Annotated in this window: 21 protein-coding genes and 1 other RNA gene; 14 read left to right on the top strand and 8 right to left on the bottom strand. The window is 73.3% G+C overall.

All coding sequences use genetic code 11. The annotated features are described in order from the left end of the window. The first annotated feature begins 299 nt into the window (after nt 1-299). From BS72_RS04165 to BS72_RS04155, 3 genes are all read left to right on the top strand, one after another. The gene (locus BS72_RS04165; RefSeq protein ID WP_037907590.1) at nt 300-1,217 is read left to right on the top strand and encodes a Nif3-like dinuclear metal center hexameric protein; all 918 of its coding nucleotides are present in this window, start codon (nt 300-302) and stop codon (nt 1,215-1,217) included. Next, nucleotides 1,214-1,957, top strand: a complete 744-nt coding sequence (locus BS72_RS04160) for a zinc ribbon domain-containing protein (protein WP_051950659.1) — start codon at nt 1,214-1,216, stop codon at nt 1,955-1,957. The genes BS72_RS04165 and BS72_RS04160 overlap by 4 nt, the downstream gene beginning before the upstream one ends. Before the next feature lie 198 nt (nt 1,958-2,155). Further along, nucleotides 2,156-2,785 carry a histidine phosphatase family protein gene (locus BS72_RS04155; RefSeq protein ID WP_198545752.1) on the top strand — a complete coding sequence of 210 codons (630 nt, stop codon included), beginning with the start codon at nt 2,156-2,158 and terminating at the stop codon, nt 2,783-2,785. A gap of 81 nt (nt 2,786-2,866) precedes the next feature. On the opposite strand, the gene eda is transcribed toward BS72_RS04155, so the two are convergent. Together eda and yaaA are read right to left on the bottom strand one after the other, a co-directional pair. After that, nucleotides 2,867-3,571 carry a bifunctional 4-hydroxy-2-oxoglutarate aldolase/2-dehydro-3-deoxy-phosphogluconate aldolase gene (gene eda, locus BS72_RS04150; protein WP_078900994.1) on the bottom strand — a complete coding sequence of 235 codons (705 nt, stop codon included), beginning with the start codon at nt 3,569-3,571 and terminating at the stop codon, nt 2,867-2,869. A 198-nt stretch (nt 3,572-3,769) separates the two neighbouring features. Continuing rightward, on the bottom strand, nt 3,770-4,549 hold the full coding sequence (yaaA, locus tag BS72_RS04145; RefSeq protein ID WP_037906480.1) for a peroxide stress protein YaaA: 780 nt from the start codon (nt 4,547-4,549) through the stop codon (nt 3,770-3,772). A gap of 198 nt (nt 4,550-4,747) precedes the next feature. Between yaaA and rnpB the strand changes: the two genes are divergently transcribed. Then, nucleotides 4,748-5,146, top strand: an RNA gene (rnpB, locus tag BS72_RS32035) — RNase P RNA component class A. 103 nt (nt 5,147-5,249) lie between these two features. Here rnpB and BS72_RS04140 read toward each other — a convergent pair. Together BS72_RS04140 and BS72_RS04135 are read right to left on the bottom strand one after the other, a co-directional pair. Next, nucleotides 5,250-5,636: a 6-pyruvoyl trahydropterin synthase family protein gene (locus tag BS72_RS04140; protein WP_037906478.1), complete on the bottom strand. Its 387-nt coding sequence runs from the start codon at nt 5,634-5,636 to the stop codon at nt 5,250-5,252. Between the two features lie 68 nt (nt 5,637-5,704). Beyond that, entirely contained in the window at nt 5,705-8,422 is a 2,718-nt protein-coding gene (locus BS72_RS04135; protein WP_037906475.1) for an AAA family ATPase, read from the bottom strand. A gap of 292 nt (nt 8,423-8,714) precedes the next feature. On the opposite strand from BS72_RS04135, the gene BS72_RS04130 reads away from it, so the two are divergent. Continuing rightward, nucleotides 8,715-9,761 carry a transcriptional regulator gene (locus BS72_RS04130; RefSeq protein ID WP_322942091.1) on the top strand — a complete coding sequence of 349 codons (1,047 nt, stop codon included), beginning with the start codon at nt 8,715-8,717 and terminating at the stop codon, nt 9,759-9,761. A 49-nt stretch (nt 9,762-9,810) separates the two neighbouring features. Here the strand turns inward: BS72_RS04130 and BS72_RS37720 are convergent, their stop codons facing one another. Then, nucleotides 9,811-10,371, bottom strand: a complete 561-nt coding sequence (locus BS72_RS37720) for a COG4315 family predicted lipoprotein (protein ID WP_037906473.1) — start codon at nt 10,369-10,371, stop codon at nt 9,811-9,813. 326 nt (nt 10,372-10,697) lie between these two features. Here BS72_RS37720 and BS72_RS04120 point away from each other — a divergent pair, with 326 nt between their 5' ends. After that, nucleotides 10,698-11,120, top strand: a complete 423-nt coding sequence (locus BS72_RS04120) for a DUF2267 domain-containing protein (protein WP_037906471.1) — start codon at nt 10,698-10,700, stop codon at nt 11,118-11,120. 115 nt (nt 11,121-11,235) lie between these two features. Continuing rightward, complete coding sequence (locus tag BS72_RS04115) at nt 11,236-11,697, top strand: DUF5709 domain-containing protein (RefSeq protein WP_037906470.1); 462 nt, start codon at nt 11,236-11,238, stop codon at nt 11,695-11,697. Between the two features lie 34 nt (nt 11,698-11,731). Here BS72_RS04115 and BS72_RS39080 read toward each other — a convergent pair whose 3' ends face one another. Then, nucleotides 11,732-12,202, bottom strand: coding sequence for a hypothetical protein (locus tag BS72_RS39080; RefSeq protein WP_037906467.1), 471 nt, complete (start codon nt 12,200-12,202; stop codon nt 11,732-11,734). Nucleotides 12,203-12,920: 718 nt separating this feature from the next. Between BS72_RS39080 and BS72_RS04105 the strand changes: the two genes are divergently transcribed. The 5 genes from BS72_RS04105 to BS72_RS04085 all read left to right on the top strand — a co-directional run bounded on the left by BS72_RS04105 (nt 12,921) and on the right by BS72_RS04085 (nt 17,140). After that, a complete protein-coding gene (locus BS72_RS04105) occupies nt 12,921-14,192 on the top strand; it encodes a glycoside hydrolase family 71/99-like protein (RefSeq protein WP_037906464.1) in 1,272 nt (423 codons plus the stop codon). Nucleotides 14,193-14,446: 254 nt separating this feature from the next. Beyond that, complete coding sequence (gene amcB, locus BS72_RS04100; protein WP_198545751.1) at nt 14,447-15,439, top strand: cyclophane-forming radical SAM peptide maturase AmcB; 993 nt, start codon at nt 14,447-14,449, stop codon at nt 15,437-15,439. Next, nucleotides 15,436-15,627, top strand: coding sequence for a multiple cyclophane-containing RiPP AmcA (amcA, locus tag BS72_RS04095; protein ID WP_037906461.1), 192 nt, complete (start codon nt 15,436-15,438; stop codon nt 15,625-15,627). The genes amcB and amcA overlap by 4 nt, the downstream gene beginning before the upstream one ends. 74 nt (nt 15,628-15,701) lie before the next feature. Beyond that, entirely contained in the window at nt 15,702-16,388 is a 687-nt protein-coding gene (locus BS72_RS31980) for a pentapeptide repeat-containing protein (RefSeq protein ID WP_051950657.1), read from the top strand. 26 nt (nt 16,389-16,414) lie between these two features. Next, complete coding sequence (locus BS72_RS04085; protein WP_037906459.1) at nt 16,415-17,140, top strand: hypothetical protein; 726 nt, start codon at nt 16,415-16,417, stop codon at nt 17,138-17,140. 143 nt (nt 17,141-17,283) lie between these two features. On the opposite strand, the gene BS72_RS04080 is transcribed toward BS72_RS04085, so the two are convergent. Continuing rightward, nucleotides 17,284-18,042 (bottom strand): SDR family oxidoreductase, encoded by a 759-nt coding sequence (locus BS72_RS04080; RefSeq protein ID WP_037906455.1) that lies wholly within the window; start codon nt 18,040-18,042, stop codon nt 17,284-17,286. A gap of 129 nt (nt 18,043-18,171) precedes the next feature. On the opposite strand from BS72_RS04080, the gene BS72_RS04075 reads away from it, so the two are divergent. After that, a complete protein-coding gene (locus BS72_RS04075) occupies nt 18,172-18,477 on the top strand; it encodes a 4a-hydroxytetrahydrobiopterin dehydratase (protein ID WP_037906454.1) in 306 nt (101 codons plus the stop codon). A 91-nt stretch (nt 18,478-18,568) separates the two neighbouring features. Here BS72_RS04075 and BS72_RS04070 read toward each other — a convergent pair whose 3' ends face one another. Then, nucleotides 18,569-19,585 carry a Gfo/Idh/MocA family protein gene (locus BS72_RS04070; protein ID WP_037906451.1) on the bottom strand — a complete coding sequence of 339 codons (1,017 nt, stop codon included), beginning with the start codon at nt 19,583-19,585 and terminating at the stop codon, nt 18,569-18,571. A gap of 253 nt (nt 19,586-19,838) precedes the next feature. Between BS72_RS04070 and BS72_RS04065 the strand changes: the two genes are divergently transcribed. Continuing rightward, complete coding sequence (locus tag BS72_RS04065; protein ID WP_198545750.1) at nt 19,839-21,179, top strand: multidrug effflux MFS transporter; 1,341 nt, start codon at nt 19,839-19,841, stop codon at nt 21,177-21,179. Nucleotides 21,180-21,189 lie beyond the last annotated feature (10 nt).

Below are 21,189 nucleotides of genomic sequence, written 5' to 3'. Positions count from 1 at the left end.
GCGCCCGCGGCCCCGGCGCCACCGCGGCGGCGGCCGCGGAGTGCCGGGGGTGCCACCCCGCGTGCTGCGCCTGCTGTCCGGACGGCCCTGTGGACGGTCATCTGCTGCTCCACCTCCGGCACAGGACCGTAGTTCTCCGCATGCCGGGACGATCAACGCGAGGCAGGACGGTTCACACGTAAGGGTGTCCCTGGCGGCGAAGGGTTGTTGCGGTCGGAGCAGTTGTGCTCCCCTTGCGCCCGCACCCGCGCACCCTTCCCGGTGCCCCGCCCTGGGCGGGTACCCTTCGTTTCGTGCCCGTGCCCACCCTCTCCGACGTGATCGCAGCCCTCGACGCGCTGTGGCCGCCGCGCCTGGCCGAGTCCTGGGACGCCGTCGGCCTGGTCTGCGGCGACCCCGCGGCCGAGGTCCGCCGCGTGCTGTTCGCCGTCGACCCCGTCCAGGAGGTCGTCGACGAGGCGGTGCGGATCGGCGCGGACCTCGTCGTCACCCACCACCCGCTCTACCTGCGCGGTACGACGACCGTCGCACCGGTCGGCCCGGCCGGCTTCAAGGGCCGCGTCGTCCACGACCTGATCCGCGCCGGCGCCGCCCTGCTGGTGGCCCACACCAACGCCGACCGGGCCGACCCGGGCGTCTCCGACGCGCTGGCCGCCGCCGTCGGCCTGCGGGTCACCGGCCCCCTGGTGCCGGACCCGGCCGACCCCGCCGGGCGCCGCGGCCTGGGCCGGATCTGCGAGCTCGACGCGCCGCTGACCCTCGCGGAGTTCGCCGAGCGCGCCGCGCACGGCCTGCCGCGCACCGCCACCGGGCTCCGGGTGGCGGGCGACCCGGACGCCCCGGTGCGCACGGTCGCGGTCTGCGGCGGCTCCGGCGACAGCCTCTTCGACGAGGTCAGGGCCGCCGGCGTCGACGCCTTCCTGACCGCGGACCTGCGCCACCACCCCGCGTCCGAGGCGCGCCAGGCCGGTCCGCTCGGGCTGGTCGACGCCGCGCACTGGGCCACCGAGTGGCCCTGGTGCGAGCAGGCGGCCGGGCAGCTCGACGAGATCTCCGACCGCCACGGGTGGGCGCTGCGCACGCACGTCTCCCGCGCGGTCACCGACCCGTGGACGCTCCACGCGCCCTCCGACCCGCCGGCCGGCAGCACCGGCACCACCGCCATGGGCGCCTCGCGCGCCGACCGTTCCACTAGCAGCCCAGGAGCCCCCCGCTGAACGCCGCGCCCGCCGACCAGATCCGACTCCTCGAAGTCCAAGCCCTCGACTCGCGCATCGCGCAGCTCGACCACCGGCGCCGCACCCTGCCCGAGCACGCGGAGCTGGAGCAGGTGAACGCCGACCTCACCCAGCTGCGCGACCTGCTGGTCGCCGCGCGCACCGAGGAGAGCGACACCGCCCGCGAGCAGACCAAGGCCGAGCAGGACGTCGACCAGGTGCGGCAGCGTGCCGCCCGCGACCAGAAGCGCCTGGACTCCGGCGCCGTCACCTCACCGAAGGACCTGGAGAACCTCCAGCGCGAGATCGCCTCGCTGGCCCGCCGCCAGTCCGACCTGGAGGACGTCGTCCTGGAGGTGATGGAGCGCCGCGAGAGCGCCCAGGAGCGGGCCGCCGAGCTGGCCACCCGGGTCGAGTCGCTGGAGGCCAAGGCCGCGGAGACCGAGCAGCGCAAGACCGAGTCGCTGTCCGGGATCGACGCGGAGGGCTTCAGCGTCGCCAAGCAGCGCGAGGTGCTGGCGGGCGAGGTCCCGACCGACCTCCTCGCGCTGTACGACAAGCTGCGCGGCCAGAGCGGCGGCGTCGGCGCGGCCCGGCTCTACCAGAAGCGCTGCGAGGGCTGCCGGCTGGAGCTGAACATCACCGAGCTCAACGAGGTCCGGTCGGCGCCCCGGGACGCGGTCGTGCGGTGCGAGAACTGCCTTCGCATCCTGGTGCGCACGGCAGACTCCGGCCTGTAAGGACGACCCGGTGGCCCGTACCCCCGGCGGCCCGGGGCCTTCGGGCCCCGGGCCGGAGTCCGCGCGCGACGCCACAGCCACGGAGTCCGCGCACTGCTCGCCGTCCGGGGCTGCGCCTTCGGGCCCCGGGCCGGAGTCACCGGCCGCCGTACCCGTGCCGGCCGCGGCGCCCCCGACCTCGGGACGCCCACCGTCCTCGTGCTGCTGCGGCACGGGGAGACGGCGCTGACCGGGCAGAAGCGGTTCTCCGGCAGCGGCGGGGACGATCCGGCACTGGCGCAGGCCGGCGTGGAGCAGGCAGCGCGGGCCGCCCGGGCGCTGGCCGAGCGGGGCGGGCTCGACGCGGCGGCCTCTGCGACTCCGGTGGACGCGGTCGTCAGCTCCCCGCTGGCCCGCTGCCGGCAGACCGCCGAGCCGCTGGCCGCGCTGCTGGGCCTGCCCGTCGCTGTCGACGAGGGCCTGCGCGAGACGGACTTCGGCGCCTGGGAGGGGCTGACCTTCGCGGAGGCGCGCCGCCAGGACCCGGCCGCGCTGGACGCCTGGCTGGCCGCGCCCGAGGCCGCGCCGCCGGGCGGTGAGAGCTTCGCCGCCGTGGCGACCCGGGTGGCCGCCGCCCGGGACCGGCTGCTGGCCGCGTACCGGGGCCGGACGGTCGTCGTGGTCAGCCACGTCACGCCGATCAAGACGCTGGTCCGGCTGGCGCTGGGGGCGCCCCAGGAGGCCCTGTTCCGTTTCGAGCTGGCTCCGGCGTCCCTGTCCGAGATCGCGTACTACGCCGACGGAGCCGCGTCCCTGCGCTACCTCAACCGCCTCCCGCCGCCGCTGTAGCCCGCGCCGCGCCGGCCGAAAGGAGCCCCGGCCCCTCGTACGTACGGTGACGCGGGCGTCCGTACGGCTTCCCCCGTACGGTCAAGCGGGCGTCCCGGCGCGGGGGACCGTACCGGGCCGGACCGTATCGGGTGGGACCGTACCGGGCCGGACCGTACCGCGTCGGGCGGCGGCGGCCAGCTCCACCGCCTCCCGGGCCAGCGCGGCGATCTCGTCCCAGGCCCCGGCCCGTACGGCCTCACGCGGCAGCATCCAGGTGCCGCCGACGCAGGCCACGTTCTCCAGCGCCAGGTAGGAGGGCGCGCGCCGGGCGTCGATGCCGCCGGTCGGACAGAACCGCGCCTGCGGCAGCGGCGAGGCGAGCGCCTTGAGGTAGGGCACGCCCCCGGCGGCCTCGGCGGGGAAGAACTTCATGTCCCGCACGCCCCGCTCCACCAGCCCCAGCGCCTCCGACGCCGTCGACACCCCGGGCAGGAACGGCAGGCCCGAGCCGCGCAGCGCGTCCAGCAGCCGCTCCGTCCACCCCGGGCTGACCAGGAACCGGGCCCCCGCGGCCCGCGCGGCGGCGGCGTGCTCCGGCGTCAGCACCGTACCGGCGCCCACCACCGCCTCCGGCACGCCGTCCGCGACGGCCCGGATCGCGGCGAGCGCGGCCGGCGTCCGCAGCGTCACCTCGACCGCCGGCAGGCCGCCCGCCGCCAGCGCCCGGGCCAGCGGCACGGCGTCCGCGGCGTCCTCCAGGACGACCACCGGGAGGACGGGAGCGAGGTCCAGCACGGAGTCCATGCGGCCCATCCTTTCCCCGGCCCGTACCGCGCGCAACGACCGTTGCACGGTGTGCAACGGCCCTGGTGGTGGCTCGGCCCTCCCGGGGACAGGGATGGGGGTTCAGCGGCGCGCGGCGCCGTGGACGCTCGGTGGAGGTCGGGCACTCGGCGGACGTCGGGCCTCACTGGATGCCGGGCGCGCGGCGGACGTCGGGCCTCAGTGGACGTCGTGCACGAGGACGTCCAGGCGGGTGCCGGCCTCCTCGACGGTGAAGCCCAGGTCCCGCAGCGCGCCGGCCAGGGCGGCCGGGGTGCGCGGCGCGGCCCCTTCGGTGAGCAGGGCCCGCAGCAGCCGGCCCTTCGTCGCCTTGTTGAAGTGGCTCACCACCGAGCGCTTCTCCACCCCGTCCACGACCGAGACCTGGAGCACCCGCACCGTCGCGGTGCGCTGGGCGAGCGGGCCGCGCGGCTTCCAGGCCGCCGCGTACGCCGACGAGCGCAGGTCCAGCACCAGCCCCGAGCCGGCCGCCTCCGGCAGCACCGCCTCCAGGTGGGGCCGCCAGTACGCGGCGAGGCCACCGGCTCCGGGCAGCCGCACCCCCATCGAGCAGCGGTAGGACGGCACCCGGTCGGTCAGCCGCAGGGCACCCCACAGCCCGGAGAAGACCAGCACAGAACGGCGGGCCCGGCGCAGCGCGGCGGCGTCCAGCGTGGCCAGGCCCAGGGCGTCGTAGAGCACACCGGTGTAGAGGTCGGCGGCGGGCAGCGCGGGGGCGGTGCGCAGGGCGGCGTTCTTGGCGACCTCGCCGCGCAGCCCCGGCGTCAGCTCCAGCACTTCCGCCGCCTTCTCCACGTCGCCCTCGCACAGCGCGACCAGCTCCTCCAGCACGCCGGTGCGGGCGGCGGTGAGGCCGGGCAGCGCGAGCCCGTCCAGGTCGACGGGGCGGCCGCGGGTCGCGGTGGCCTTGCCCTCCGACGGGGGCAGCAGTACGAGCACGGTGTTCCTCCTCCGGCCGGGGCGGGCGCCGGGCGCTGTGCGGTGCGACGCGGCGGCCGGTGCCGCGTCCTCCCCGGTAGGAGCCAGCCTACGGGGTGCGCACCGCCTCACCGGCGGGCCCGGGACGCCGCACGGACGGACCCGGGGCGCCGGTGCGCGAGGGGACGCGGGGAGCGACTACGATGGCCGCACGGCAGACGAGCCGGGCGGACGGCCGCGACGGATCAACCCGATCCGCCGAGGAAGGTCCGGGCTCCACAGGGCAGGGTGGTGGGTAACGCCCACCCGGGGTGACCCGCGGGACAGTGCCACAGAAAACAGACCGCCGGGGGCCTCGGCCCCCGGTAAGGGTGAAACGGTGGTGTAAGAGACCACCAGTGCCCAGGGTGACCTGGGCAGCTAGGTAAACCCCACCTGGAGCAAGGTCAAGAGGGGCCGCGGTCGCGGCCCCGCGCGGACGTTCGAGGGCTGCCCGCCCGAGTTCGCGGGTAGACCGCACGAGGCCGGCGGCAACGCCGGTCCTAGATGGATGGCCGTCTCCCGGCCGGCCGCGAGGCCGACCGGAGACAGAACCCGGCCTACAGCCCGACTCGTCTGCCGCTCCCCTCCCGGACCAGCGCCGGGGAGGGGCCTTCCCCCGCAGCTCCTCGCGCTGGCCGCCCGGCACCCGCAGGGGCCCGGCACGGGGAGTCGGAGTCCCTTACGGCCCGGGAGGCCGGTCGGCCGAGGGACGGTAGGTGGCCCAGGTCTTCGGGGTCTCGGAGACGCTCACGGCCGTGAGTTCCGGCAGGCGCGGCTTCCACAGGTCGTGGAGCCACAGCGCGAGGTTCTCGGCCGATGGCGACAGCCCGTCCATCACCTCGTTCAGGTGGCGGTGGTCGAGCGTGTCGTCCAACCACTTCTTGAACATGTCGAGGTCCCGGTAGTCGCGTACGAAACCCGCCTCGGTCAGGTCCTCCCGGAGCGCCGACAGCTCCAGCACCACGATGTAGTTGTGGCCGTGCATGCGGGCGCAACTGTGCCAGGAGGGAAGCGTGTCCAGGACATGGCTCGCGGAGAAGTGGAACTCCTTGGTGATGATCAGCATGGCGACCCCGGCACCCTAGTCACGAAGAGACCTCCGCATGGCTTCAGCGCTCCTTGCACGGTGGTGGCTCACTGAGAAGGCTGGTCGTCATCGGCGATGAGCCGGTTCAGCGGTTCCTGGCGGAAGAGCTCCAGCAGCTCGGGATCGTGGATGTGCCCGGCCTTCCGCGCCACCTCCGCTCGTGCGCGGTCCAGCAGCTCGCGGCCGCGATCCCGGTGGCCGGCGGCGCGGTGGGTGAGGGCGGCGTAGTAGTAGACCTCTTCAGTACGCAGCGCGGGCATGTCACCGACCTCGTTCAGGATACGCAGCGCCTGGTCCAGGCGGTGTGCTGCCTCGTCGACGCGGCCCAGACGCAGGCTGACGCGGCCGAGCAGGCACCGCGCGGCGATCTCGCTGCGGACCATGCCGGACCCGCGCGTCTCGGCGATGGTGGCCTCGGCGAGGCGTTCGGCCTGATGGAGGTCCTGTCGGAGGTCGTGGTCGCGCTCCCCGGCGGGGGCGTCCCTGCCGCTGGTGCGCAGGAGGACCTCGGCGTAGAGGTTGCGCACGATCGGTACGAGGTTGATCAACCAGGTGCGGGTGGTCTCCTCCCATGCCGCCTCGATGAGGCGGCGGCTGTGCGCGCGGTCCTCGGCAGCGTGGGCAGCGTGGGCGGAGTCGGCGAAGGAGAACGCGAGCAGGGCCGTGTTGTAGGCGTGCCAGCCGCTGTCCCCGCCGCGTTCGGCCTCGAAGGCGCGAGCCTCCTCCAGAGCGGCGCGGGCGCCCGGGAGGTCCCCGAGCCCGAACCGTACCTGGGCGAGGTAGTTCAGGGCGATGGGGAGTTCGGCGTGCAGTGCCTCGTGCCGCAGCCGGTCGGTGCACCGCTCCAGGCGGGTGAGCGCCTCGCCGAGGTGGCCGCTGTCGAAGTGGGCGATGCCCAACTGCATCTCGCCGAGGTTCCTCGCGTGCTGGAGCACCGGATCGGGCCGCCCCCCGAGCGAGGGTTCGCAGGCGTACATCCGCTCGGCCTCGGTGAGTTGCCGCAGGCTCTCGGCGAGGTCGCGCTTGCCGACCTGCCGGCCGTACTCCACGCGGGCGACGAACGACGGCCGCCGGTCGTCGAGGACCTCGGCTCTCTCCATCGCCTGCCGCAGCTTGACCAACGAGGGCTCCACACCGCGCGTGGCCAGGAGGGTCTTTCCCCGCAGCAGGGTGGTGCGGGCCACGAGTTCGGGCTCTCCCACCCGCTCGGCTGCCTCCTCCGCCTCGGCGGCGAGGCCGTCGATGTCGCCGGGCGGGCCCGCCGCCTCGTGCTGCCCCCGCCAGCGCACCTCGGTCAGCGAGAGCAGTAGTTCGATGGCGTCGGCCAGCCGCCGGTCCCGCCCCTCCTGCCGCCGGGGAAGTGCCCGAGCGGCCCGGATCGCCTCCGCGCAGTGCTCCTCGGCCTCGGCGTACGACATGCCCTCCGTGGCGGCGGAACGGGCCAGCGCGTAGTGGACGTCGGCGGAGTCGGCCAGGCACTCGGCGCCGCCCAGGCGCAGATGGCGGGCGATCTCCAGCCGGCGGGCGAGGGGTACGGACTCGTCCCGTCCGTCGCCCCAGGCGGCGGCGATCTTCGCGTGGCGGGTGCAGAGCTGGGCGGGTGTCTGCCGTTTGTAGACGACATCCCACAGGGCGCGGTGCTGGAACGTGTAGCAGTCCTTGCTCTCCGCGCCCGCCCAGTCCGGCGGGGTGGCCACCAGCGTGATCAGCTCGTCGACCTGGGCAATGCGCCGCAGCCGCCCCATCACCTCCTCGTGCTCCGCGCCCAGCGCCCGCGCCAGGATGGGGGAGAAGAACAACGCGCCCTGCGAGGCGGCGACTTCCAGCAGCTCCTGGTCGCGGACGTCGAGCGGGGCGAACCGGCTCTCCACGACGCGTGCGAGTCCCGCCGGCAGTTCGGGGGACGGGCCGTCCCCGTCCTTCCAGGCGTCAAGGCACATCCGGACGAACACCGGGTGGCCGGCGGTGATCTCGCTGAGCGCCATCGACAGCGGTTGGGCGGGTGCCGTCGGATGCTTCCGCAGGACGAGTTCGGCGATGGCGTTCACGGGCAGGCCCACCAGCGTGTGGCGGGTGGCCAGGCCGCCGTTCTCCCAGCGGTCCAGAAGTCCCCTTGTCGACTTCGGCGAGGTCCGCGGTTCGTGGCTGAGGACCAGGGCGAGCGGCGCCTCGGACAACCGGGGCAGCAGCCGGTCCAGGACGTGGAGGCTGCTGGGATCGATGTCATGGATGTCGTCGATGAGCAGGACGACCGGGCTTCCCGAGCGGGCCAGCGACAGTATCGTGTCCGCGATCTGCTGGGCCGCGCCATGCTGGAAGGGCAGCAGGCTGTCCAGGGGGATCGAGCCGGTCGCCAGTGCGGCCTTGGTGACTTCCTTGCCCAGCGTGAGAATGTGCTCCAGGCCGGGTACCAGTGCGGCCAGCACCTCCGGGGCCGCACTCGTGGCCGTCACGGCCGAGCGCCTGAACCCCTCCCGGAACCGCTGGGCGCGGGTCCGCTGCGCTTGGAGCCCTCGCAGCACGTCGATGACCGGCGCGTACTGCAGGCCGGTCCCGATCTCCGGCGTGCACCGGGCCTCGACCACCCGGATCCCGGGCCCGTTCGCCGTCCGAGCGCTTTCGCCGAGGAAGTCGAGGAGCGACGACTTCCCCATCCCCAGGTGCCCCTCGAAGACGAGGGTGCCTCCCCGGCCGCGTGACAGATCGTCCACCAGGACGTTGAACGCGGCCAGGCTCTCGACCCGGTCGACGAAGTCGGTCAGCATGAAGCAGCATCCCCCAAGCGGCAGGCATCGATGTCGGGCCACGTTCTGATCATCGACGCTCACTCTAGATCACCGCTCTGCGGGCCGGGGGGCACCTTCCCACCGAAGCCCGGCCGCCCCGGCAGCAGAACGGGCTGCCGACGGCTGACTCAACGGCACCACGCCTCGAAAGGCCGCTCGGCCACTGGTGGTTGAGGCCCTGACGCGGAAGCTGGGCCGACCGGTCACCCATGCGGAGGCAGGTTTCCCGCCGTCGCGGGATCAGGAGCCGTCGGTCTCTACCATCGAAGGGGTGATCGAGCTCGGGCGACAGGACATGGACCCCTCCCGCCGCGGCGTGCTCGGGGCCGCCCTCTTCTCCGCCGCGATGACCATCCCGGCGTGGCAGGAGGTGGTGGGCCGGCTGGAGGCGGTGCGACTCGGTCGTACGGCGAGTATCGGGATGGCGGACGTCGAGGCCGTACGGGCCATGACGGAGAAGGTCTCGGAGCTGGACGACCAGTTCGGCGGCCGGTACGCCCGCCCCATGGCCGCCGCGTTCCTGGTGAACACCGTCGCACCGCACCTCCGGGCCGAAGGGCCGGCGGAGGTACGCCGGGCGATGCTCTCGGCCACGTCGGATCTGCTGTACCTCACCGGCTACATGGCGGTGGACGAGGGGCTGCACGGCCTCGCGCAGCGGTACTACCTGAAGGCACTGGAGCTGGCCGGCGCCGCCGAGGACCATCTGACGTACTGCACGACGCTGCGGGGGATGAGCGTCCAGGCCGTCGACCTGGGGCAGGGCGCGAAGGCGCTCGAACTCGCGGACGCCGCCGCTGCCGCGTCCCCCCAGGCAGGCCCGCGCATGCTCGCGTTCCTCACCGGGCAGCAGGCCCACGCGGCGGCCCAGCAGGGCGACCGCGCTGTCGCCCTGCGACGGATTCGCGAGGCAGAGGCGGCGATGGAACGGGCGGAGAGCCGGTCCAAGGCGTTCGGTTCCTACGATCCCGCCGCGCTGAACTACCACATCGCGCAGGTCCGATACGAGCTCGGTGACGTCGCCGGTTCCGTCGACGCCATGAAGGCCAGCACCAAGGCGCAGTACTCGCACTACCGGCGCGGTTCCGTCCGCTTCCACGCGATCCTCGCGGAGCGGCAGCTCCGGATCGGGCATCTCGAAGAGGCGGTCGACTCCTGGAACACGGCGCTCGACGGCTATCCGTTCGTCCACTCGGGGCGGGCGGACCAGCGCATGGCGGCGATGCGGTCGCTGATCCTCCCGCACCTGAAGAACCCCGGGGTGGCGGAGCTGTACGAGCGGTCGCGCCCTCTCGTTCCGTCGCGGGAGGCGGTGTAGGACGATCCGCCCCCCGCGGCACTCCGGCGGGCGGGGAGGGGCTCGCGGGTCAGTAGCCGCCGCCGCTGGGCGGGGCCGAGGTGGGCTTCGTGGTGGACTTGGTGGTGATCTGCTTGCCGTTGGTGCCCAGGACGTACCACTTGGCGCCGAAGTTGTTGAGGCCCTGGCCGTTGGTCTGGCCGGCCTTCGTGTCCCCGGCGAAGCGGTACAGCGGGTGGCCCTTGTACGTGACCTGCGTGGAACCGTCGCTGCGCTTGGCGGTCGAGAGCAGCTTGCTCTGCGCGCCGCCCGCCGCGGTCGGCTTCCCCGTCACCGTGAGCGGGGGCCACGCCTTCGCGCACGAGCCGTTGCAGGTGGGCTTGCCGTTCTTGTCGGCCTGGAAGAGGTAGAGGCTCATGCCCTTGCCGTCGACGAGGATCTTGCCGAGCTTCACCGACTTGGTGGACACCGTCGCGGGGGTCGACGTCGCGGCGTCCTCCGCGGCGTACGTCCCCGCGACGGACGGCGAGGCGGCGGCGGAACCGCGGTCCGCCTGGTGGGAGCAGGCTGTCGCCGTGGCGGCCAACAGGGTTCCGGCGACTGCGGCGAAGGCTCGGACGTGCTTCCTCACGACGACTCCTCGGAGATCCGTCCACCCTGGACGGGACGATGACGACCCGCCTGACCGGGGCCGTGCCGCCTCCACTACACGTCCCCGCTCCGCCACCGGCCACAGGAGAAGGGCATCCGGGCTACGGCGCTTACGGCGGCACGTCCCGGCACCTGCCGCGCGTACGGCGGTAGGCCCGCCCGGTTCCGGGTACGCGAAGGGTGGCCGTAAGCGGCCCGCGCGGTGCCGCCCGCGGGCGCCCGTTCCCGGCGGCGCCGACGCGGCGGCGGCCTCCGCCGCCCCGGCCGCCCGTACCCGCACGACCAGCTGTGACATGTGGAGGACCGATGCGGCACGACGAGATCATCGGCAAGGTCCAGGCGCTCGCCCACCTCCCGGACCGCGGATCGGCCGAGCACGCCACCGACGCGGTGCTGCGTACCCTCGGCGAGCGGATCGCCCCGGGGCTGGCCGGACACGTCGCCGCCCAGCTCCCGCCGACCCTGGGCGCGCACCTGCGTTCCGCCGCCCAGGACGCGACCGACGAGGGGCGCGACCCCGGCTCGGGCGAGCGGTTCGACCTGGCCGTCTTCGCCGCCCGGGTCTCGGGCCGGGCCGGCGTGTCCGAGGACGCCGCGCTGCGCGACTCGGCCGCGGTGCTGGAGGTGCTGGACGGCGCCCTGTCACCCGAGCTGATGGACAAGGTGGCCGCCGACTTCTCGGCGGACCTCGGCAGCCTGCTGCCCGCCGGCCGGGCCACCGGCCGCTGAGCGGGCAGGCACGTACCGGCGCCCGAGGACGACGAGGACCCGCGGTGACGTGCGGTGACGTGCGGCGACGTACGGAGAGCAACGCGCGGAAGAGCACCGAGAGGGAGTGGTGGGCATGACCGAAGGATCGATGGGCGACGACGTCTACCAGCCCACCGGCGACGACGACGGGCAGGAGGACGACCCGCTGGACATGGAGGACGCCCTCGGCGAGGACGACTACGACGAGGTGCTCGACAAGGGCTACTCGCCGCCGGAGAAGCCCTACGCGATCGACGGCAGCGGCACCACCGCACGGGAGCAGCGCGAGGGCGAGAGCCTTGACGAGCGGCTCGCGGAGGAGGTGCCGGACGACGTCGGCGCGGAGGACGGCGGCCACGTCGGCGGCGAGGGGGAGCCGGGCCGGCAGGAGGCGGGGGACGAGCGCGCCGGCCGTCTCGTGGCGCCGGGCCAGGGCGTCGAGCGGCCCGTCGAGGACGACACCGTCGCCGAGGACGCGGGCATCGACGGGGGCGCGGCCAGCGCCGAGGAGGCGGCGGTCCACCGCATCGACGATCCCGGCGCCGACGAGGACTGAGCCGGGGCGTCGCCGAGCTGTCCCGCTCGCCGTCCTACTCGTTGCTCCGCGGGGGAGTGGGGGCGCCGAAACGATTCTGTGGCCCCTGTGACGACCCCTGCACCCCCTGAGCCGCCCGAGCCCCCTGTGTCTCCTGCACCGCCCGAGCCCCCTGCGCCGCCTGTGCCCCCTGCCGGTCCCCCCGCTCCGGCAGCCGGGCCGCCGGTTGACGGGCCCCGACGCGGGCGGAGTGGGCCCCACGCCGCCGCCGGTCCGCCTCGGCCCGCCAGTACGCCAGGCTCTCCAGCGCCCGGGTGAGCCGCAGCCGCAGGTGGCGGGCGCTCCGCTCGGAGTGGTGCTGCTCGCGGATGAGGTCGGCGTACGCCTGCTCCACCAGCCGCAGGACCTCGTCCCGCTGTGCCGTCACCCGGACCAGCTCGGTGCGGGCGGCCCGCATCAGGCACACCGCGTCGCGGGCGCGGGCATCGGCCGCGCGAAGCCGCCGGCTGGTGGTCAGTCCGAGCACCGTGCACTTCTCCTGTCTCCTGGACGACGCCGACCGTCATCAGCCGCCCCTGAACGACGCTGGACGACGCCGGTCGACATCGGTCGACGCCGGTCGACGCCGGTCGACGCCGGACGACACCGACCGCCGTCGGCCGACGGGACCGGCGCGGCCGGACGGCGGGCGCGAGCCCGTCCGCACCCCGGCTCCCGCACGCGCGCGGCCCGGCCAGTGTGCCCGCCCGGGGTGGTCGGGGCGGGCCGGGTGCACCCGGGTTCATTCGTACGCGGACGGACGCGATCACCTGTACGCAGGCGGCCGGACGCGGAACGGTCCGCGGCTCCGCGCGGGGTGGCACGGGCAATCCGTCGCGCATGGGTCGCGCTCCGCCCCGGTGCCGTCCGGCGGCGACGCCATGACCCGGGTCATCGGACCTTTCTGCGGCCCCACGTCGCACCAACGTCCGTCAGAACAGGGCCAATCGGTCGATACGTCGCGTGATCGCGGATCTGGTCCGGTCCCTTGACGGGATGTTTGGGTCGGCAGTTGAATCCCTGCGGAACGCCAACCCCTCTGCCACAAGTGCTCAGTGTGGCGCGTGCGTCGGGAGCGCACGCGCAGCCCCGACCGCAAGCACGCACACAGGGCGCTCAGCGCACCGGTGAGCCGTGGCGTGCGCGGTATGCGCGGTATGCCCAGACGCGGGGCCTGGGTTCGGCCACTGGACATCGGAGTCACCATGGACGTGTCTCGTCGTTCGTTCATCAGCACGATCGCCGGCGGCTCGGCCGCCGCCGGACTCGCGGTCCTCGGCGCGGGCGCCCAGCCGGCCCAGGCGAGCACCGCCGCGGCCGCCGCACCCGCCGCCAGCGGCGCCGGCGACGTGGTCGGGAAGATCACCGTCGGCTACCAGGGCTGGTTCGCCTGCGCCGGCGACGGCGCCCCGATCAACGGCTGGTGGCACTGGAGCCAGGACTGGAGCAAGGCCCCCTCGACGTCCAACAACGCGATCAAGGCGTGGCCCGACATGCGCGAGTACAGCAAGGGCTACCCGACCGCGTACGCGAACCTCAACGGCGGCAGCGCCGCGACCCTGTTCTCCTCCTACGACCAGCAGACCGTGGACACCCACTTCGCGTGGATGAAGACCTACGGCTGCGACACCGCCGCGCTCCAGCGGTTCAACCCCAACGGCGGCGAGGGCCCGACCCGCGACGCCATGGCGCAGAAGGTGCGGTCGTCCGCCGAGGCCAAGGGCGTCAAGTTCTACATCATGTACGACGTCTCGGGCTGGACGAACATGCAGTCGGAGATCAAGACCGACTGGACCAACAAGATGAAGGCGTACACGGCGAGTTCGGCGTACGCGGTGCAGAACGGCAAGCCGGTGGTGTGCATCTGGGGCTTCGGCTACAACGACGACAACCACCCGTTCACCGCCGACGCCTGCCTGGACGTCATCAACTGGTTCAAGGGCCAGGGCTGTTACGTGATCGGCGGGGTGCCGCGCGAGTGGCGGACCGGTACCGGAGGCTCCCGCGCGGGCTTCTCCGACGTCTACCACGCGCTGAACATGATCTCGCCGTGGATGGTGGGCGCGATCGGCAACGCCGCCGACTCCGACAACGCGTACACCACCTACACCGTGCCCGACGAGGCGGACTGCGCCGCGCACGGCATCGACTACCAGCCGTGCGTGCTGCCCGGCGACTGCTCCGCCCGGCAGCGGGCGCACGGCGACTTCATGTGGCGGCAGTTCTACAACATGTGCCGGGCCGGGGTGCAGGGCATCTACATCTCGATGTTCGACGAGTACGGCGAGGGCAACCAGATCGCCAAGACCGCGGAGAACGCCTCCATGGTGCCCTCCGGCTCCGGGCTGTGGGCGCTGGACGAGGACGGCACCCCCTGCTCGTCCGACTACTACCTGCGGCTCACCGGCGACGGCGGCCGGATGCTCAAGGGCCAGCTCGCGCTCACCGCCACCCGGCCGACCCAGCCGGTGGTCTAGGTGTTCTGTCCGTGGAGGTCGGTGACAAAGTTCATGGTGGTCTGATCCTGAACGGGTGAGGGCCTTCCGGTTCGGTGTGGATTGCGACGTCTACACCGACCGGAAGGCCCTCGTGCCCCACCGCAATGCACCCCTGACCGAGACCGGCCGTCTGCGGCTGGCCCGCCGCGTCGTGGACGAGGGCTGGAGGAGGCCGGAGATCAGCCGGTCTGTGTAGAGCTGGGCCTTCGTGCTGGCGTCCAGCAGGGCTGAGTGTGTGGCACAAAGCCGCGGGACGACCTCTGGAGGACAGCGGCCATCCGATCGGCGTCGTCTGGCACGGCGGCGAGCCGCTCGCCGTCGGCCAGCAGAGGTTCGCGGCCCTGCTCGCGCCGTTCGAGGGCCTGCGCCACGCGGGCCGGGTCCATCACTACGTGCAGACCAACGCCACACTCCTCACCGAGACCTGGTGCGAACTGCTCGCCGCCTACGACGTCCGCGTCGGGGTGAGCATCGACGGGCCGGCCGCCCTGAACGCCGAACGTGTCGACCTTCGAGGCAAGCCCGCCTTCGACCGGATCCTGCGCGGCATCACACGGGCGCGCGAGCACGGCATCCCGTTCTCCGTCATCTCCGTGGTCGGCACTCTGGGCATCACCAGGCCGGAGGAGCTGATGGAGTTCCTGACCGCTCTCGGAGGCCACTCGGTGGGCTTCAACATCGAGGAGATCGAAGGGGCCAACACCGACCGACAACCCCCCGCGCCGGCCCAGGCCGAGGAGTTCTGGCGCCGCATCCTCACCTGGAGCCGCGAGCACCCTGGCTCCCCGACGGTCCGGGAAGTCGAACGCCTCGCCGACTACCTCCAGCTGATCCGCTCCGGACGGAGAGCCGAGTGGGACCGGCGCCGCCTCGACCCGATCCCCACCGTCTCCTGGAAGGGCGACGTGGTCCTGCTCTCCCCGGAACTCGCCGACACCCGGGAGCCCGCCTACGGCGACTTCCTGGCCGGCAACATCCTCAACCAACCCCTTGCCGATATCCTCCGCGACGCCCACCGGCTGGACTACGTCCGCGACTTCCTCACCGGCCTGGACCGCTGCCAGGCCCAATGCGAGTTCTTCGACTTCTGCCGCGGCGCCCAGGCCGCCAACCGCTACTTCGAGAGCGGCAGCCTCACGACCACCGAGACCGACTACTGCCGGGTCTCCCGGCAAGCCCTGGTCACGGCCCTGTCCGCCCTCGCAACGAAGGAGACGGCCGCATGACACTGCTGGACGAACTCTCCACCTCCAGTGCCCCCGTCGTGATGGAGTTGGCAGCCGCGCACGACGTCCCGACCCCGGGCATCGTTGAAACAGAGTGGGACAACAAGCCCACGTGGGACAACTGGGCGAAGAACCCGGCCCCTTTCGACAACCGCCCGACTTGGGACAACTGGAACAAGAAGAAGTAGCCGGCTCTCTGCCGGCACCTCCCTGGGGTGCCGGCAGTGCCGGCGATCGCGTCGCCGCGCTGAGAGGCCGCCTGATGGACACCCGCACGATCCGCCGCACGAGCGTCACCCTCCCCGCCCTGAACGAGCCGGGCCGCTACCTCTCCAACGTCACCTCGCTGGAGGGCAGCCGCGGCCGGCTGGCGGAGTTCCACTACGCCGACGCTGATCTGAGGGACCTCGACCTGGCCGACACCCACCTACTGGGCGGGCGGATCAGCGGCCTCACCGCCCAGCGCACGCAACTGGAGAAGATCCTCGTCGACTCCGTGGAGTTCTCCGGCTGCGCTCTGGCCTCCTTGCGGTGGACCGACAGCAAGGTCTCCCGGGCTGTCTTCCGCGACTGCAAGCTGATGGGCGCCACCCTCGAAGACGTCACGCTCGACAACGTCCTGTTCGAGAACTGCAAGTTCGACTACAGCACGCTCACCCGCGTCCGAACCGCCGGGCCGGTGATCTTCTCCAAGTGCTCTCTGCGCGAGACCACCTTCTCCGCCGCCGACCTCGGCGCCGCCCTGATCGACGAATGCGACCTGCGGCTGACCGAGTTCGACGGCGGGAAGTACCGCGGCTTGGACCTTCGGGGCAACGACCTCTCCCAGCTTCGCGGCCTGGCCTCGCTCAAACAAGTCGTCATCGACCACGCTCAGACACTCCAGCTGGCCGACGCTCTCACCGCCGAGCTCGACGTGACCCTCGGCGAAGACCTCGACGACAAGTAGCACCCCCAAGGGAGGCACGGCCAGCCATGGGCCCGCGACTCACGTTCGACACGTTCGACGACATACGCGGCCGATGCGATGTCGCGCCGGTCCGGCTGACCGTCAAAGAGCCCGGCTACGACGACGGCGCCCTCGTCCCCAGCGACCGGTGGAGCCCCCTCAGCGCCGCCGACGCCGAGCTGTACCGTGCCGACGATTCGACACCGGCCAGCGTCCGGATCGAACTCGTACACCGGCCCCTCCCGGACCTCGACACCGACGACCTTACGGGGCGCCTCCAAGTCGCCGCTGGCCTTGACCCGCTCCACGGCCGCTGGCCAGCCAACCTTCTGGGCTGCGCGACCAGCCCCGGCAACTGGGCCACCACCACCGAGGACTCCGACACCCGGCGGCGCATCGGCCTCCACGTCGACAACTTCGACCGCCTGCCGTACGCCACACGCCACCAAAGCCGCCGCCGGCTGTGCCTCAACCTCGGACCCGGCCCGCGCTACCTCCTCGTCGGCGACCGGGACGTTCAGCAGATCTGCCACGTCCTGTACCCCGACCCGGAGCAGCGCTACCCCCACACCGACGACGTACGCCGATACGCCGCCTCAGGACACCCGCTGCGCTGCCTGCGCATCCGCCTCGAACCAGGCGACGGGTACATCGCTCCGACCGAGTTCCTGCCCCACGACGGCTCCACCGTCGGCACCGGCCAACCCTCCGTCGCCGCCTTCTGGCTCGGCCGACCGTCTAACGCGTCGTGACAGTCACCACCGGCATGGTCGGCAGCACTTGCCCCGTCGGGGGCGGCTACCGGTCAGCCGCGTTGCCAACCTCACCGCGGGGTCCGGCCCGCCGGACCCCGCGCGGGGGCCAGCGGGGCCGGGGACATGGCGGCCCGGCCGGATCAGCCCCGGCCGATGTACGGCATCGCCGTGGCCATCAGGGTGCCGAACTGGAGGTTCGCCTCCAGCGGGAGTTCGGCCATGTGGCGGACGGTGCGGGCCACGTCGTCCACGGACATGACGGGTTCGACGGCGGTCGTGCCGTTCGGCTGGAGCGTGCCGGCCCGCATCGGGGCGGTCAGTTCGGTCGCCGCGTTGCCGATGTCGAGTTGTCCGCAGGCGATCCGGTACGCCCGGCCGTCCAGGGACAGCGCCTTCGTCAGGCCGGTCAGCGCGTGCTTCGACGCCGTGTACGCGGCCGAGTGCGGGCGCGGGGCGTGCGCGCTGACCGAGCCGTTGTTGATGATCCGCCCGCCGACCGGGTCCTGCTGGCGCATCATCCGGAACGCCGCCCGCGCGCACAGGAACGCCCCGTTGAGGTTCACCTCGACGACGGCCCGCCAGTCGTCGTACTCCACCTCGTGGAACGGCACGTCGGGGCCGGGGGCGCCGGCGTTGTTGAAGAGCAGGTCCAGCCGGCCCCAGCGGGAGCGCACCGCCGAGAACAGCGCGGTCACGTCGGCCGGACGGGTGACGTCGGTGGGCACCGCGAAGGACCCGGGTGCGAGGGCCGCGGTCTTCTCCAGCGGCTCCGCCCGGCGCCCGGCCAGCGCCACGGACCACCCCGCGGCCGCCAGTTCGAGCGCGACGGCGCGCCCGATGCCCGAACCCGCGCCGGTGACGACCGCCACCCGGCCGTTGGTGTACGCAGCGTCGTTCATGAGGACGCAGGGTAATCGGTGCGAGGATGGGATCGCGGCAGCCACGGCCGCGCCCGCCGCGATCCGGCCCGACCGCCGCCCCGCCCGGGCCGGGCCCGATCTCCCGATCTCCCGAACGGAAGGCCCCCGATGCCCGAAGCCCTGTCCGCCGACGAGGTGCGCTCCCGTACCGCCGAGCTGCCCGGCTGGGAGGTCGACGAGGCCGGCACGGCGCTGCGCCGCACCTACCGGCTGGCCCACCTGCCCGCCGCGATCCTGGCCGTGCACATCGCGCAGATCCAGAACGAGCTGAACCACCACTCCGACCTGCTGCTCGGCTACGACAGCCTCGCCGTCACCCTCACCACGCACGCGGCCGGCTCCCGGATCACCGCCGCGGACCTGGACCTGGCGCGCAGGATCAGCGACGCGGCCGCCGCGCACGGCGCCGCCTGAGCCCCACCGGCCCCGTACCCGCCGCCCCCAGCCCCCGTCCGGGACCGGGCCGGGGCAGGGGCAGGGCCGGGCGGGACGGCGCCCGGCGCCGTCAGTCGACGCCCGGGTAGCGCACGCCGATCCGCTCGCGCACCGCGTCCAGCGTCCGCATCACCGCGAGCGAGCCGGCCAGCGGCACCAGCGGCGACTGCGTCTCGCCCGCCCGCAGCGCCCGCATCACCTCGCGGGCCTCGTGCCGCATCGAGGTGCCGTCCGGGTCGGCCGGGTGGACGTCGGCGAACTCGATGGTCTGCGGCGCCTCGTCGCGGCGGTGCAGCACCATCCGCGTGGCGTAGAAGAAGCCGTCGGGGATCTCGATCCGCCCCTTCGTGCCCGAGATCGTCGCCGGCGCGCCCGTGTCCGCGGTGAAGCCGCAGCTCAGGGTGGCCATCGCCCCGTTGTTCCAGCCCAGGACGATGCCGGTGGCGGCGTCCACCCGCTCCGGGGTCAGCGTGGCCCACGCCTCCACCGCGTCCGGCTCGCCCAGCAGCAGCTGCGCGAACGAGACCGGGTAGACGCCCAGGTCCAGCAGCGCGCCGCCGCCCAGCGCCGGGTTGCGCATCCGGTGCTCGGGCGGGAACTCGCCGTGGAAGCCGAAGTGCGCCGAGACGTGCCGGACCTCGCCGATCGCGCCCTCGGCCACCAGGTGCAGGAGGTGGCGCACCAGCGGGTTGCAGTAGGTCCACATGGCCTCCATGAGGAACAGCCCGCGCTCCTCGGCCAGCGTCACCAGCTCCCGCGCCTCCCGGGAGTTGAGGGTCAGCGCCTTCTCGCACAGCACCGCCCGGCCCGCCTCCAGGCACAGCCCGGCGGCCTCGCGGTGGGCCGAGTGCGGCGTGGCCACGTACACGACGTCGACCTCGTCGTCGGCGGCCAACTCCGCCCAGCTGCCGTAGGCGCGGGGGATGCCGAACCGGTCGGCGAACGCCTTGGCCGACCCCGCGTCGCGGGAGCCGACCGCCACCACCTCGGCGTCGTCCGGCAGCGTCAGCAGCGCCTCGGTGAAGGTGGCGGCTATGCCGCCGGTCGCCAGGATGCCCCAGCGGATCTTCCGTGTGATCTCGGTCATCCCCGTCGCCCGTCCCTCACTCGTCCCGCCGCGGGCCCGGCGGTTCCGGACCAGCTCGTCCTGCCCAAAAGCCTCATGTGCGTACGTCCGTTGGCCCGGTGCCCCGCGGACGCGAGGGCCTCCGGCGTACGGCGGCGGCCGCGCCGGACCGGCCGCACGCGGCGGCCCGGACGTCTCAGTGACCGGATAACCGGTGACGCCGGACCTGTGCCGACTGAAAGAATAAGCAACGATTCAACTAGATCAATGGAGAGTGTCCCGTGCAGGACGCCGGGCAACAGCCCACCGCCCAGCCCACCGCCCAGCTCGCCCCCACCCCCACCCCACCGCCCCCGGCCAGGCCACCGCCGGTTCCGGGACGCCGCTTCCGTCGGGACCGCCGCCACAGGCGCGTACCGGCCTCGTCGTCACCCTCGTCCTCGGCGGCCTCACCGCGCTGCCGCCGCTGTCGATGGACATGTACCTGCCCGCGCTGCCGCGGGTCTCCGACGCGCTGCACGCGTCCTCCGCCACCGTCCAGCTCACCCTCACCGCGTGCCTGGCCGGCATGGCCCTCGGCCAGCTGGTGGTCGGCCCGCTCAGCGACCGCTTCGGCCGCCGCCGGCCGCTGCTCATCGGCATGGTGATCTACGTGCTGGCCACGGCGGTCTGCGCGTTCGCCACCACCGCGCCCCTGCTGATCGGCTTCCGGCTGGTCCAGGGCCTGGCCGGCGCGGCCGGCATCGTCATCTCCCGGGCCGTGGTCCGCGACCTGTACGACGGCATGGCGATGGCCCGGTTCTTCTCCACCCTGATGCTGATCTCCGGCGTCGCCCCGATCGTCGCCCCCGTCATCGGCGGCCAGATCCTGCGGCTGACCAACTGGCGCGGCGTCTTCGTCGTCTGCACCGCGATCGGGCTGCTGCTGACCCTCGTGGTCTGGCGCCGTATGCACGAGACCCTGCCGCCGGAGAACCGCCACAAGGGTGAGCTGGCCTCCACCTTCGGCGCCATGCGGCACCTGCTGGCCGACCGGGTCTTCACCGGCTACGTCCTGGCCGGCAGCTTCGCCTTCGCCGCGCTGTTCACGTACGTGTCCGCGTCCTCGTTCGTGGTCCAGGACATCTACGGCGCCTCCCCGCAGACCTTCAGCCTGCTGTTCGGCCTGAACTCGATCGGCATCGTCGGCGTCGGACAGCTCAACGGCAAGGTGCTCGTCGGCCGGGTCGACCTGGACCGGGTGCTGGCCGTCGGGCTGGGCCTGATCGGCGTCTCCACCGCCGCGCTGGTGCTGCTCACCACGGGCGCCCTCGGCCACGCCACGCTGCCCGAGATCGCCGCCGCGCTCTTCGTGATGATGTCCGCCATGGGCCTGGTGCTGCCCACCACCAACACCCAGGCGCTGCTGCGCACCAAGGCCAACGCCGGCTCCGCCTCCGCGCTGCTCGGCACCTCCTCCTTCCTGATCGGCGCGGTGCTCTCGCCGCTCGCCGGGCTGGCCGGGGACGGCACCGCCGTCCCCATGGCGGTGGTCCAGCTCGCCTGCACCATCGTCGCCGTCGCCTGCTTCGCCGGGCTCTGCCTGCGCGGTCGGCGTACCGTGGAGGGACCGTAGACCCTCAGGA

This window comes from Actinacidiphila yeochonensis CN732 (assembly GCF_000745345.1).
In the GTDB taxonomy this organism is placed as follows: Bacteria; Actinomycetota; Actinomycetes; order Streptomycetales; family Streptomycetaceae; genus Actinacidiphila; species Actinacidiphila yeochonensis.
This window is presented reverse-complemented; position numbering and strand designations above follow the sequence as displayed.